Source organism: Vreelandella neptunia (genome assembly GCF_034479615.1).
Classification (GTDB): domain Bacteria; phylum Pseudomonadota; class Gammaproteobacteria; order Pseudomonadales; family Halomonadaceae; genus Vreelandella; species Vreelandella neptunia.
Map to the genome: position 1 here is coordinate 3,796,694 of NZ_CP140255.1, position 14,375 is coordinate 3,811,068.

Annotated in this window: 13 protein-coding genes; 5 read left to right on the top strand and 8 right to left on the bottom strand. The window is 57.3% G+C overall.

Going from position 1 to position 14,375, the window contains the following annotated elements:
* Positions 1-195: 195 nt before the first annotated feature.
* From SR894_RS17635 to SR894_RS17655, 5 genes are all read left to right on the top strand, one after another.
* Positions 196-1,272, top strand: coding sequence for a TRAP transporter substrate-binding protein (locus SR894_RS17635; RefSeq protein ID WP_223288662.1), 1,077 nt, complete (start codon positions 196-198; stop codon positions 1,270-1,272).
* A gap of 302 nt (positions 1,273-1,574) precedes the next feature.
* Positions 1,575-2,324, top strand: coding sequence for an SDR family oxidoreductase (locus SR894_RS17640; RefSeq protein WP_133733262.1), 750 nt, complete (start codon positions 1,575-1,577; stop codon positions 2,322-2,324).
* Between the two features lie 125 nt (positions 2,325-2,449).
* Positions 2,450-3,301 (top strand): fumarylacetoacetate hydrolase family protein, encoded by an 852-nt coding sequence (locus tag SR894_RS17645; RefSeq protein WP_223288661.1) that lies wholly within the window; start codon positions 2,450-2,452, stop codon positions 3,299-3,301.
* A 14-nt stretch (positions 3,302-3,315) separates the two neighbouring features.
* On the top strand, positions 3,316-4,371 hold the full coding sequence (locus SR894_RS17650; RefSeq protein ID WP_223288660.1) for a zinc-binding alcohol dehydrogenase family protein: 1,056 nt from the start codon (positions 3,316-3,318) through the stop codon (positions 4,369-4,371).
* Complete coding sequence (locus SR894_RS17655; RefSeq protein ID WP_223288659.1) at positions 4,368-6,005, top strand: UxaA family hydrolase; 1,638 nt, start codon at positions 4,368-4,370, stop codon at positions 6,003-6,005. The genes SR894_RS17650 and SR894_RS17655 overlap by 4 nt, the downstream gene beginning before the upstream one ends.
* A gap of 160 nt (positions 6,006-6,165) precedes the next feature.
* Here the strand turns inward: SR894_RS17655 and nanR are convergent, their stop codons facing one another.
* The 8 genes from nanR to SR894_RS17695 form a co-directional block, all read right to left on the bottom strand.
* A complete protein-coding gene (gene nanR / locus SR894_RS17660) occupies positions 6,166-6,891 on the bottom strand; it encodes a transcriptional regulator NanR (RefSeq protein ID WP_133733265.1) in 726 nt (241 codons plus the stop codon).
* A gap of 64 nt (positions 6,892-6,955) precedes the next feature.
* Positions 6,956-8,032, bottom strand: coding sequence for an Ldh family oxidoreductase (locus SR894_RS17665; protein ID WP_223288658.1), 1,077 nt, complete (start codon positions 8,030-8,032; stop codon positions 6,956-6,958).
* Between the two features lie 62 nt (positions 8,033-8,094).
* The gene (locus SR894_RS17670; RefSeq protein ID WP_223288657.1) at positions 8,095-9,474 is read right to left on the bottom strand and encodes a TRAP transporter large permease; all 1,380 of its coding nucleotides are present in this window, start codon (positions 9,472-9,474) and stop codon (positions 8,095-8,097) included.
* 36 nt (positions 9,475-9,510) lie between these two features.
* Positions 9,511-10,044 carry a TRAP transporter small permease gene (locus SR894_RS17675; protein WP_133733268.1) on the bottom strand — a complete coding sequence of 178 codons (534 nt, stop codon included), beginning with the start codon at positions 10,042-10,044 and terminating at the stop codon, positions 9,511-9,513.
* A 109-nt stretch (positions 10,045-10,153) separates the two neighbouring features.
* Positions 10,154-11,155, bottom strand: coding sequence for a sialic acid TRAP transporter substrate-binding protein SiaP (locus tag SR894_RS17680; RefSeq protein ID WP_133733269.1), 1,002 nt, complete (start codon positions 11,153-11,155; stop codon positions 10,154-10,156).
* Between the two features lie 208 nt (positions 11,156-11,363).
* A complete protein-coding gene (locus tag SR894_RS17685) occupies positions 11,364-12,554 on the bottom strand; it encodes a four-carbon acid sugar kinase family protein (protein WP_223288656.1) in 1,191 nt (396 codons plus the stop codon).
* Positions 12,551-13,552 (bottom strand): 4-hydroxythreonine-4-phosphate dehydrogenase PdxA, encoded by a 1,002-nt coding sequence (gene pdxA, locus SR894_RS17690; protein WP_223288655.1) that lies wholly within the window; start codon positions 13,550-13,552, stop codon positions 12,551-12,553. The genes SR894_RS17685 and pdxA overlap by 4 nt, the downstream gene beginning before the upstream one ends.
* Positions 13,549-14,313, bottom strand: a complete 765-nt coding sequence (locus SR894_RS17695; protein ID WP_223288654.1) for an SDR family NAD(P)-dependent oxidoreductase — start codon at positions 14,311-14,313, stop codon at positions 13,549-13,551. The genes pdxA and SR894_RS17695 overlap by 4 nt, the downstream gene beginning before the upstream one ends.
* Positions 14,314-14,375 lie beyond the last annotated feature (62 nt).

Sequence of the window (14,375 nt, forward strand, 5' to 3'; positions counted from 1 at the left end):
CTTACCAGCAACGTCGATACATACAAAAGTATATGTTGAACATATAATGAAAACATTAGACATTCATCTAAGGGTTGCGGCGCTCACACCTCTTGAAGCAAGTGCCGCTTACACAACAACAATTAACCACGCTGCAGTTCGCTTGGAAGACACCCTTAGCGAAGCGGTCTGTAGCTCGCCAGGAGAATGACGACTATGCACCACCTTTGGAAACGTACTCTATTAATAACCGGCGCTACTCTGCTCAGCTCAGGTATCGCCTATGCGCAAACGCCTGATCTATCTGACCCGCCAGCGATTGATGGCGATATAGTGGGTGACCACGGCAGCGTCACCCTGCGTATGGGGCTAGGCTTAGCGGAAAGTTCGCCCCAGTACATCTCCAGCCAGTTCTTCGCGGATATTCTCAACCAGCGCAGCGAAGGCCGCATCAGCGTTAATATCTTCCCTAACAGCCAGCTTGGCGACGATGTGCAGATGATGGAAATGCTGCAGACCGGCACGCTGGATATGACTTATCCCTCCTCTTCACCTGCTACCGGCTACGTTGAGGAGCTGGCAGTTTTCGACCTCCCCTTCTTGCTACCTACCCGGGAAGCGGCTATTGAGGCCATGCGTAGCGATGCTGCTCAGGAAATGCTAGACGCCTTCGATGGTAGCGGCATCAAAGCCTTAGCATTTTCTGAGAATGGCTTTCGTCAGCTCTCCAACAGTGCTCGAGAAGTCTCCTCTCCAGAGGATGTGGCGGGACTAGACGTTCGCGGTCTATCTATTCGCACCATGGAAAACCCGGTGCACTTAGCTATTTGGGAAGCACTGGGCGCCAACCCGACCCCAATGGCATTTGGTGAGCTGTTCTCCGCCATGGAACAAGGCGTGGTCGATGGCCAGGAGAACCCTTGGAGCACCATTCTGACCTCCAATTTCTATGAAGTGCAGGACTACGGCTCCGAAACCCGCCATGTTTACACCCCCTTCATCAAGATGATCTCTCAGCGTACCTGGGATCGCCTCGACCCTGAGTATCAGGAGCTTGTTCAGGAAGCGGCGCTGCAGGCTGCCGATTATGAAATCCAGCTTTCCAGTGAGTACGACGACTGGGCACGGGATCAGCTTGAAGAGCGTGGTATGCAAATCACCCGCCTTGATGACGAGCAAATTGCCGCCTTCCAGGAAGCCGTAGAGCCGGTTTACGAAGAGTGGGCCCCGCGTATTGGTGAAGATCTAGTGGCTGAGTTTCAGCGCATTGCTGAGTCGTCAATGACGGACTGATCACTTCAATGCTGGAACCTCTCCCGTTATCAAGCATTTAAAATAAACTCATTCATGAGTATTTAAAGGGACGGCTTCGGCCGTCCCTTTTGCGTTTCATGATGACTTGCAGAATATTGGCAACTGCCATCATCTAGGCCATACTTAGACAAACATCATCCTAGCATCCTGTCATACCATATGACTTTCGTCATAAAGGTAATTACCGCCACTGACGCAGTGGCTAATGCAATAGACCATCAAGGGGCGCTAATAGGATCAACAGCAGTACCGGATCAACAACAACCACACCGGGAACCGCCATGCGACTTAAAGACAAGACGGCTCTAATTACCGCTGCAGGCCAAGGAATTGGCCGGGCTACGGCACTGCACTTTGCCGCAGAAGGCGCGCGGGTCATTGCCACAGACATCAACACCCAAAGCCTCGAAGAGCTGGCCGCGATACCTGGCATCAACACGCGCCAGCTCGATGTGCTGGATACCGCCGCCATTGACGCATTAGCCGCTGAGCTGGGCGCCGTCGACATCCTCTTCAACTGCGCTGGCTTTGTGGCCAACGGCTCGCTACTGGAAGGTAGCGACGACGACTGGGAGTTATCGCTATCACTCAATGTGATGGCGATGATGCGCATGACGCGCGCCTTGCTGCCGGCCATGCTCAACAACGGCGGCGGCAGTATCATCAATATGGCTTCGGTGGCCTCAAGCCTCAAAGGCGTGCCCAACCGCTGCGCATACGGCACTACCAAGGCGGCGGTAATTGGCCTGACTAAATCAGTGGCCGCCGACTACATCGGGCAGGGAATTCGCTGCAACGCCATCTGCCCCGGCACGGTGGACTCACCTTCGTTACGCCAGCGCATTGGCGAACAAGCCAAGCGACAGGGGCGCAAGGAGGGGGATGTCTACGCCGAGTTCATCGCCCGTCAGCCCCAGGGGCGACTGGGCAACCCTGAAGAAATTGCTGCCTTGGCCCTCTATTTAGCTGCCGATGAGTCTAGTTATACCACCGGTACCACCCAGATCATTGATGGTGGCTGGCTGATCTGACCGAGTGAGCGCCGATCTCCCCATCTCCAATGCGATGTCGGTTTGTAAGACAACTAACTCTTAGCAACTAATTCTTAGCAACTAGCGCTTAAAGCTAATTTTCTGAACCACAAAGGAACGGATCAATGAAATTTTTACGCTTCGGCCCCCGCGGCCATGAAAAGCCCGGCTTGTTGGACGACAATGGAGTGATTCGCGACCTGTCAGCGCATGTCACCGATCTGGCCGGAGAAGCTCTCGACCGCCACGCCCTCGAAGCGCTTGCTGCGCTTGATCCATCGAGTCTGCCCGAAGTGCCCGCCGATACGCGTATCGGCCCCTGCGTTGCTGGCGTGGGCAAGTTCATCTGCATTGGTCTTAACTACTCTGACCACGCCGCCGAAACCGGCGCTCAGGTTCCCCCGGAGCCGGTGATTTTCAATAAATGGACCAGCGCCATTTGCGGCCCCAATGACGAGGTGATTATCCCGCATGATTCCGAGAAAACCGACTGGGAAGTGGAGCTGGGTGTGGTGATCGGTAAGGCCGGGCGTTACATCGAAGAAGCCGATGCCATGCAGCACGTTGCCGGCTTCTGTGTAGTCAACGATGTCTCCGAGCGCGAGTTCCAGCTCGAACGCAGCGGCACCTGGGATAAAGGTAAGGGCTGCGACACCTTCGGCCCTCTGGGCCCGTGGCTTGTCACGCCCGACGAGGTTACAGACCCCCATCAGCTCGACATGTGGCTCGACGTGGATGGTAAGCGCTACCAGGATGGCAACACCCGCACCATGGTCTATCAGATCCCGTTTCTGATCAGCTACCTGAGCCGCTTTATGAGCCTACAGCCAGGTGATGTGATCTCCACTGGCACCCCGCCCGGTGTCGGCATGGGGCAACAGCCGCCGGTCTACCTCAAACCTGGCCAACGTATGCGCCTGGGTATCCAGGGGCTGGGTGAGCAGCAGCAGACCGTCGTAGCCGACCAGAAACGCTGAGCCAGGAGGCCAAGATGCGAACTGTCGTATGTGCCGAACCGGGTTACATGGCTCTTGAACATCGCGATCCCCCCCGCTGCGGCAAAGGGGAAGCGCTGCTGAGAATTCGTCGTATCGGTGTGTGCGGCACCGATATACACGCCTACGGCGGCAATCAGCCCTACTTCAGCTATCCACGCGTACTGGGTCATGAACTGGCCGGTGAAATCATCGAGGTGGGTAGCGAGGGTGACCCCAAGCTGATTGGGCAGCGCGCCTATGTGATTCCCTATCTGCACTGCGGTCAGTGCCGCGCCTGTCGCAAAGGACACAGCAATTGCTGCCAGCGGATACAAGTCATCGGAGTTCACCGGGATGGCGGCATGTGTGACACCCTGGCGGTTCCCCTCAACCATCTGGTGGTTTCCGAAACCCTAGAACTTGATCAACTGGCGCTGGTCGAGTGCATGGCTATCGGTGCCCATGCGGTGCGCCGTAGTGGGCTAGTCCAGGACGAACTGGCGATAGTGACGGGCGCTGGGCCCATCGGCATGGGAGTAGCCCAGTTTGCGCGTGAGTGCGGTGCGCGGGTGGTAGTGATTGACACCAACGCCGAGCGCTTGGCCTTCTGCCGCGATAAGCTCGGCATTGAAATGACCCTGAACCCCAGCGAAGACGACATCAATGCCGCTCTCAAGGCATTGAGCGATGATGAGTTCGCCGATGTGGCGTTCGATGCCACCGGCAGTCCCGCCGCCATGCAGGCCGGATTCGATCTATTGGGGCAAGCTGGGCGTTATGTACTGGTGAGCATCGTCAAGGCTGATATCAGCTTCCACGACCCTGACTTCCACCGCAAGGAGCTGACCCTAATAGCCAGCCGCAACGCTACGCGTGCCGATTTCGATCACGTGACCCACTTGATGGAAAGTGGTCGTCTGAAGGTCGATGCCATGATCACTCACCGAGCCGAACTGGCCGATGTGCCCGAGCAGATGCCCGCCTGGTGCACGCCAGCCACCGGCGTAGTTAAAGCGATGATCGAAATCAGTGACACGCCTCGACTATTCATACAGAGATCTTCCTCATGAGCCAAACCATCGTCAGTGACAGCGGCCAGCAAGACTCCCTGCGTGTACATGCCGCCGACAATGTACGTGTCGCCTTGAAGGATCTTCCTGCCGGCACCATCGTCGCCGACAACGACCAGCGCATCGCCCTCACCGAGGCGGTTCGTCACAAGCACAAGTTCACCCTCGCGGCCCTTGAGCACGGGGACAGCGTGATCATGTATGGGGTGACTGTGGGGCGTGCTACCCGCCCCATCGCCCAAGGTGCGGCCATTACCACCGAAAACGTAGAACACAGTACCGCCAGCTCAACGCCTCAGGCGAAACGCGGCAGTTGGCAGGCGCCGGATGTAGCGCATTTTCAGGGAGCCACCTTCGATGGTTACCACCGCCCGAACGGCCAGGTCGGCACCGCCAACGTATGGCTGGTGGTACCGCTGGTGTTCTGTGAAAACCGCAATATCGAGGTGCTGCGCCAGTGCGTCGCTGACGCCCTTGGCGAAGACCCCTACCGCGACTATAAGCAGCTGGCCCGCAAGCTTCTGCATGGCGATGCAGCTGCGCCATCACCGCCACCCCGTGAACGACTGTTTCCGAATGTCGATGGGGTTCGATTTCTGACTCATACCCTGGGCTGCGGTGGCACAGATGGCGACGCCCAAGCGCTCTGCCAATTGCTCGCTGGGTATATCTGCCACCCCAACGTGGCCGGTGCCACGGTCTTGAGCCTTGGCTGCCAGAAGGCGCAGATCGACATGATCAAGGCGGCCATCGAGACGCGCGATCCCGAAGGGCTGAAGCCAGTGCACTATCTCGAACAGCAGGCCAGTCAAAGTGAGCAAGCACTGATTCGCGAGTCACTAACCACTATCTTCGATGGGCTAGCCACTGCCAACCAAGTCCAGCGTGCCCCGGCGCCATTGTCGAAGCTCAGCATCGGGGTGGAATGCGGTGGTTCGGACGGTTTTTCAGGGCTTTCCGCCAATCCGCTGGTAGGTGCGGTGATAGATCGCTTAGTGGCGCTGGGCGGCAGCGGCATCTTAAGCGAGTTCCCGGAGCTATGTGGCGTGGAACACGAGCTTGTCGCCCGTTGCAGTGACGATGCAGTCGCCCAACGCTTCAGCGAGCTGATGGAAGCCTATCAGCGTCACGCGGCGCTGGTTGGCGCCGACTTCTCTATGAACCCGTCACCTGGCAATATCCGTGACGGCCTAATCACTGATGCTATGAAGTCCGCCGGTGCCGCTAAGAAAGGCGGTGACAGCCCGGTGGTCGACGTACTCGACTATACCGAACCACAAACACGCGCAGGGCTGAGTCTTCTGTGCACACCCGGCAACGACGTGGAATCAACCACTGCACTTGCCGGCTCCGGTGCCAATCTGATCATGTTCACTACAGGACTTGGCACACCGACTGGGAACCCAGTCACGCCGGTACTTAAAATCGCCAGCAACAGTGCGCTTGCCACGCGCATGAGCGACGTCATTGACTTCGATGCGGGCCCGATCATTCGTGGCGAGGTAGAGATCGGCGAGCTGGCCGACCGCTTGCTAGAAATGTGTATCGAAACAGCGTCAGGGCGCTATAGGCCGCGTGCGGTGGAACTTGCTCAGTACGATTTCATTCCCTGGAAACGCGGGGTGTCGCTATAGCATTACCCAAGACGTTCCAATCACAATGCTTTGAAAAGCCCTGCTCTGAAAAGCCACACACCGAAACGCTTCGCACCGAAAAACCATGCTTCCAAAATAGCGGCCCGCTTTTAAGCGGGCCAGGTTTTTATTGCATGCAAAGCTCGTGTGGCAGGCCGTATCAATCAGGCTTGGGTGCCAGGCGCTTTTTAAGCTGCATGTAAGTGCCGTAGTGGCGTTCTAAATGACGGCGCATCGCCGCCTCGGCGGCGTCTGGATCACGCGACTCAATGGCCTCGATAATCTCAGTATGCGCGGCGGTGGCGGCTTTATCTTCATCCTTCTGTTGCAGCACCTGGGCACGTCGGTCATCCAACCATTCCGATAGCGCCACGTGGATGGCATCGAAAATGGGGTTGCGACCAATGCTCGCCAACACGCCATGAAAGTCGTTATCGGAACGCTTGAAGCGTGCTTCATCGCCGATGGCATCGCGATTGTCTGCCAAGGCGTCCCGTAACCTGGCCAAATCCTCTTCGCTGGCATGGCTAGCGGCGTAGCGAGCCAACGAAATCTCGAACATGGCTCGCGCTTCTTGAAAGTACTGCTGGCCATCAGGCTTAGCAAGCAGCTGCCGGGTTACCCCGGAAAGTCTGGCCATCACCGCCTCGGCGGTAGGGCGAATAACCCTGGCACGGGTACCACTGTTTATCGCGATAAGCCCTAGCTGTTGCAGGTGGAACAGTGCTTCACGCACCGCGGGTCTGCCAACACCAAACTGCTCCATCAACTCCCTCTCTGAAGGCAGTTGATCATTTTCACTCAGCCGCCCCTCGAGAATCTCCGCCTCAAGCTGTTCAGCGACCTGTTCGGACAGCGTTTTGCGCTCGATCCGGTATCTGCTCATAGGCAGTCACCCCTGGTTAACCTGGAATTTCCCGCCATTTTACTGCATTTCAGGTCATTATCCTTCAATCCAGTCGAGAGAGCGGCGCTATGTGGTACTGATCGGCAATTTCGGCATAGGCTCTTTGATTGGCAGAATCGAGCGGAATGCCTTCGGCATCACGCTGGGCCTGGCATCGCCATTCACGATCCCCAGGTGCCATTACCAGGGCATTGGGTGCAGCGGGCTGCGCGCGCAGGTCGGCTAGATACTCGGCCATTGCGCGCGTAAAAGTGCCTGCATCCGCAAACGCATCCGGTTTCATGACCAGGAAGAAGTGCCCTACCCCGCGTGGCGTCGTCATGTCAGGCCCACCCATGGGCAGCAGCTTGAAGCCATGCTGCATGCCCGACAGCATCGAACTCAAAACTTCAACCATGCCCCCCAACCCCGCGCCCTTGAAGCCGAAACCGCTACCACCCAGCGGTAACAGTGCGGCCACGTCACCGGGAGTGCGGCTTACCTTCCCGGCAGCATCCGCCGCGACCTGATCAGGCAGTTCACGCCCAATCGCACCATACTGCTGCACGCGATTCCAGGGCACCGAGCTTGTCGCCATGTCAAGCAGGTATGGCGCCTCACCCTCTACAGGTGCCGCAAAGGCGATGGGATTAGTACCGTGAAAGGGCTTGGCGCCCTCATGCAACAGCACAAAAGGATCCGAATTACAGAACGCCATACCCAGATAACCTCGCTCAGCCGCCGCCAATGCATAGCAACCTGCCGCGCCGAAGTGCGAAGAGTTGCCCACCGCCACAGCGCCCATCCCCACCTTCTCTGCCATCGCCATGGCGTGTTCCATGGCGGTGTAACCCGCTAAGTGGCCAAGCCCGTTGTCAGCATCCAGAAAACCGGTCGCCGCCAGGCGCTGGTGGAACTGCATGTCGGGCGCGCCGTTGATCCGCCCGCCCTTGAGCGCCTGCAGATAGTGTGGCAGCAGTCGCAGGCCATGGCTGTCGGTTCCCATACGTGAGGCGGTAATCAACGCGCGAGTGACCGCGTTTGCTGATGCCTGATCGGCACCTGCCGCCTTCAGAACGGCTTGCATGAAGCGGGCAAGGTCTTCGCGAGCGACGCGAAAATTTGACGATGTATATTTCATTAATCAATAGCTCCTGGTGCCAGTCGGGCTATTAGTTGACCTTTGGCCAGCCCCGGTAATGCTTAACGATAAATCAGTGTCGGCAGCCATAGCGAGATGGCTGGAATGAAGGTAACCAATAGTAAAGCGATGACCAGCGGCACTAGGAACGGCAGCGTGCCACGCATGCACTTCTCAAAGGAAATTCCGGACACTCGCGACAGTACATACAGCACCATGCCAACCGGCGGCGTTAACAAGCCGATCATCAGGTTTAGCACCATGATCACGCCGAAGTGCACCGGATCGACACCCGCAGTCACGGCCACCGGCAACAATACCGGCACCAGGATGGTGATCGCCGCGATGGTTTCCATAAAGCAGCCCACCAGGATCAGCACCAGGTTGATGATGATCAGCGTGGCAATGGGGTTATCGGCGAATGGTCCGAGCAGGGTTACTACGTGTTGCGTGACTTGGTTACTGGTCAGTATCCAGGCAAATATCGAGGCGCCAGCAACGATCAGTAGGATGACCGCGGTGGTTTCAATGGTTTCCATGCTGACCTTAAGCAAACGTCGCCAAGTCAGGCTACGATAAACTACTCCCCCCAGCACCAAGGCGTAAACCACCGCAGCAATCGCCGCTTCGGTAGGCGTGAAGGCCCCCGACATTATGCCGCCGACGATGATGACCGGTGTTAAGAGTGACAGGAAGGCACGTTTGAACGTATGACCAAGCACCGGAAACGAGAACACCGCATCGCGGGTATAGCCGCGCCGCCGTGAAATGATCGTGATCATGGCCATTAACACCAGCCCCATCAACAGGCCCGGCACCAGGCCGGCGACGAACAGTTGGCCGACAGACACCGAGGCCATTACGCCGTAGATGACCATCGGCAGGCTCGGCGGAATAATCGGGCCGATGGTCGAAGATGCCGCGGTGATACCCACCGAGAATTCCTCGTCGTAACCGGCATCTTTCATGGCCTTGATTTCAATGGTGCCTAGCCCCCCAGCATCGGCGACTGCGGCTCCTGACATGCCGGAAAACACAATACTGGCGCCTACATTAACGTGCCCCAGACCGCCACGCATCCAGCCCATCAACGCCTTGGCAAAATCAAATATCCGCACGGTAATGCCGCCGTTGTTCATCAGGTTACCGGCGAGTATAAAGAACGGAATCGCCAACAGGGGAAAGCTGTCGACACCGTTGATCATGCGATGCATCACAACAACATCGGGTACTCTGCCGGTCAGCAGTACATACAGCAGGCACGAGCCAGCAAGACTAATGGCGATCGGCACTCCCATCACCAGCAGGGTAAAGAGTGCTGCAAACAGGAACAGTAGATAGTGCTGGGTGACGGCCAATGCGATACAGCCGAGTATCGCGACAGCCGCGACCAATGGCGGCACTATCGCACCGCCGCGCCTCACAGCCAGAATGTTAGGCATTGGGGTGATCTCCGAGAGTAGCGTGTTGCCGTGTTGTTATTGGGTATTGAGCAGTTCACTGGTGCCCGAGCGCCAGTGACGAATAGCCACCTGCACCCCTCTCACCAGCATTACGATAAAGCCCACCATCACCAGGTAGTAAAGCCAGCTTTTAGGGATATCCACCGAGGTCATCATGGCACTGGTACGGTCAGCCAGTTTGAAGGTGATCCAGGCCATGCTGGCGAAGAAGGCAATATTGATCAGGTCTACCAGCGTCGACATCAAGCGTCCCAGCCACCCAGGCATGTAGCGATAGAAAAATTCCACTGCGATATGCGACCCTTTTCGCACGGCCATGGTGCTGCCCATAAAGCCCACCATGACCAATAGATAGCGCGCCATCTCCTCCGTCCAGGCGATGGAATTACCCAGCACATAGCGGCTGAAAAACTGCATAAAGACATCCAGTGCCAGCAGCCAGAAGATCCCAAGCGTCAGGAAATCTTCCAGGGCATAGTCATGAATGTTAAAAGAATCATCGTCGAGACCTGCAAGGCTGGTCTCGTCAGTGGGGTCGGTTTGGCTCATGGAAGGCTCCCGCTTCGCCCCACCCAAGGCCTGGGTGAGGCGAGTCTTGGTCTACGAAAAAAACGATCCCGGAAACGTAAAAAGCCTGGAAAACTCAGGCCTCACGGTATTACAGGCCGATAGCCTGCAGGCGATCATAGGTTTCCTGATCCCAAGTAGCCGCTTCACCGTTATGGGCAGGAATCGTGGCTTCGCGGAAGGGTTCTATATCGACTTCGTTGACGGTCACACCCTGCTCTTCGAACCAAGCCACCAGCTCTTCCTCGGACGCCAGGATATCTTGAGTGATGCGTTCACCGGCTTCGGTGTAGACCTCACGGAAAATCTCGCGATCCTCTTCGGAGAGACGATTCCACAGCGGGCCACCGGCGATAGTGATTAGCGAATCAGTGATATGCCCGGTCAGATTGATATAGTCCTGCACTTCATGGAACGCCTTGGCGCGAATGGTCGGCAGTGGGTTTTCCTGAGCATCCACCACACCTTGCTGCAGCGCCAGATAAACCTCAGAGAAAGCAATCGGAGTGGGGTTGGCGCCCACCGCTTCGGGGAACATCATGTACATAGGCGCATTGGGCGTACGAATTTTCAGGTCTTTCATGTCCTCCGGCGTATTGATCGGTTTATTGGAGGTTACATGGCGGCGCCCGTAGTAGTTCATAGCCAGCGGTACGTTACCGGTTTCATCCTGGTAGCCCTGGGCAATTTCCTTGAACAGGTCGCTATCGGCATAGGCCTGCCAGTGATCAAAATCGCGGAACATATAGGGCGCGCCAGCGATACCCACCGGGCCATAGAAACGTCCGGCAAATTGGTTGCCGGTGTAGATCAGATCAACCGTGCCAAGCTGTAAACCTTCGTTGATGTCCGCCTCCTTACCCAGCGACGACGCCGCGTGGACACCGATCGAATAACGGCCATCAGTACGCTCCTCGATTTCATCTGCCGCCCACAGTGCCCACTCGTGGTAAGGCTCGGATGTCTCATAGACGTGAGCAAAGGTGAGTTCTTCTTGCGCATGCACAGCACCGGTCACTGAGAGACCACCGGCGATAAGCGTAGCGGTCAGCAGGCGGGCCATGTTAAGCGAGTGTTGGCGTTTGTGGCTCATCGTGTACTCCTCACAACCATTGGATTTGTTTTTGGGTAGTGTGATTTGCTGCTATTTATTGTGGTGTATTGGTTATTTTTTAAGCGGCGGCAGCCAGCGTAACCGATTGTAGTGCTGTATACGTGTCATACCACCAGTTTCAAACTTAGTTGGCTACCCGCAATCGCGCAACTATCCAGGTAACGATTTTCGTAGTGCCGATGATGATTCAAGCCGTCGCGACCTGATGGTGTAAGCGCACCAGCAACTGAGGATCGCCAAAGCCACCCGCTTTAGTCATCACTTGCTTTCGCCTATCGCCATCCATACTCCCTAGTGCCACCCCAGGTGACCACTCCGTCTCGACAGAGATATAGCTCACCCCCAATTGGGTCAACACGGCCATGGCGATATCCCCGCCGGTTAAAAATAGCAAACACGCATCATCTTCCCGCCAGGCAGATGTAATGTCGGCCACATTGGCCGCTATCGACTCGGCGACTTGGCTTGCCGTGCGTTCCTCACCCTCTCCAGGCACGACCGCACAAGCATTTAAAACGGGGCTGCTGTTACTGGGTTGGCAGGAAGTAGCAAAGGGATTGGTACACGCTTTAATCACGGCCAAACCGGGCACATGTCGGCGCAACTGTTGAAGCTGTTCGGCAGCACGTGGGCTTCTGGAACCGATGGCATAAAGCACTGCATTTACGTTACTCAACCTTCGAAACGGTGCATCGGGGCGCCCGAAAAATTGCTGGGCGATAGCCGTTGCCAGCCCCGCAGCCCCCGCCATCGCTCGGCGGCCACCAGCACTCAGCACGAGCTGATAGAGCACAGAAAGCTCCTCGTCACTTTCTGCATCGGCGATGCAGTCGCCATTAGGGAGTTGAACGTCACGCTCAGGTTGATAGCGCTGCAGCGGCAAACCACTGACGGCAAATGCCTGATCAATGGGGCCGACCAGGGGTGTTGAGAGAGCATCCTGTTGGTAGGTGGTATCGGCCAGTGGAATGCCGTCCACCCACACTTCGGCATGACGCACCGTTCGCCCCTGGGCCGGTACCGCGGGAGCCAGCAGCAGGGGCAAACCAAGCGCTTCCCGCAGTGCCGTGCACTCGGCGACGACCTGGCCACGCAAGGTTGAATCGACTTTCTTGAACCACTGCTGCGGCGCTACTCGCTTGAGTAAACGCACTGCTTCACTCACCCGAAGCGCTGCCTCATCGGATGGCAGATGGCGGGATTGAGTATTCACGGCAATGATCTCTGGCCACTGGCCTTGCCACGCCTCTAGCGTTGTCGCTAATGCCCCAAGGCTGATCACCACGCGGGCATCTGCGCCCCGCGCTGCGAACGGTGCGGCAGTGTCCAGCGCGCCTGATAGGTCGTCGGCAATAATCGCCAACCGGCAGCGACTCATTCCTTTGCGCCACTGGCTAATCGCCGGGCGTAGGCAATTGCTGACCCCATGTTGGTCGCGTCGGCCTTGCCCTGCCAGGCAATATCAAAGGCGGTGCCGTGATCCACAGAGGTACGCTGAAGCGGCAAGCCGAGACTGACATTCACCGTGGTATCAAAGGCGATTAGCTTGACGGGGATATGCCCCTGGTCGTGATACTGGGCAATCACCAGGTCGAACTCGCCTTTTGAAGCGCGGTAAAACACCGTGTCCGCCGAGATAGGCCCGCTTACATCGAAACCGCTCTGGCGTAAGCGCTCCACCGCCGGGGCGATACAGCGGCTATCTTCATCGCCAAAAATCCCCCCTTCACCACAGTGGGGGTTAAGCCCGGCGACGGCGATACGCGGGGCACGCATCCCCAGCGCAACCAAGTGCGCATGCCCCGCCTCAACGGTGGCAATAATGCGCTCGGGGGTGACCCGATCAATCGCATCGCGCAACGATACGTGGGTAGAAACATGCAGTGTCGAAAGTGTCTCTGATGCCAGCAGCATAAACGACGAGGATGCACCGGTCAGCGATGCCAGCATCCCCGTGTGGCCATCGTAATGGTGCCCGGCCGCATGCAGCGCCGCCTTGTTCAGTGGCGCGGTGACAATCACCTGCGCCCGCCCAGCCTGAACCAATTCCACGGCTTTGTGGACGCAGCGAAAAGCCATGTCACCCGCCCCGGCGCTGATTTGACCATCGGGAATCTCAACGCCTTCCGGCACCTCGACCACGCCGACCGCCACATGATCCTGACCACTTTCTGCCTGCTCCAATGGCACGAACTCCAGCGCGGCACCAACACTCACCGCTGCACGGCGATAAATAGCCGGGTCACCGATGACCATCGCGGTGGCGCGTTCGGTGGCGGACATAGCACTCAGTGCACGGCAGATGATCTCCGGACCGATGCCAGCAGGATCCCCCATGGTGATCGCAATTTCATAACAGCGTGGGGAGACATTCATGGCATTAACTGCCCGCCGTTGACCTCGATAATTTGGCCCGTGACGTAGCCACTGAGCGTATCGGTGGCCAGAAAAACGTACGCGCCCACGCACTCTTCCGCCGTGCCTAACCGCCCCATAGGAATTGACGCTCGTGCCGCGGCTAAATGGGCGTCGCTGGAGTGGCGCTCATGGAAATCGGTGGCAATCGTGCCGGGGGCAACGGCGTTGACGCGGATATTATCCCCTGCCAACTCCTTAGCCATATTACGCGTTATCGTACTTACAAAGCCTTTGGCAGAGGCGTACAACCCGGCACCTCCCCCACCGCCGTTGCGCGCGGCAATCGAGGTAGTTTGAATAATATTACCCCCGCCTGCGCGCCGGAAATGCGGTAGCGCCGCCCGGCTAGCCATAATCACTGAACGGGCATTGAGATCCATGACCCGGTCATACTGGTCATCGTCCATCTCATCCAAGCCAACACGGCCCATCATGTCCCCCGCGTTATTGATCAGCAGATCCAAACCGCCCAGACGCTCGGCGGCATCATCGACAAGTTGTTGGGTCTCGCTAGTGCGGCTGACGTCTGCTTTAAGGGCAAAAGCGTTTCCACCCGCATCGCAAATAGCGTTAACCACCTTTTCAGCGGGGGCTTCACTGCTGTGATAGTGCACTGCTACGTGCGCTCCTAACGCCCCCAGCTGTTTCGCAACCGCCGCACCAATGCCACGACTGGCACCGGTGATCAGCACGCGTTTCCCTTTCCACTCGTCTAACATGAAATTCTCCTTACCACTTTTTGTTTTATGGTGAGCGCGCTGCTAAGCGATACCGTCTTCAA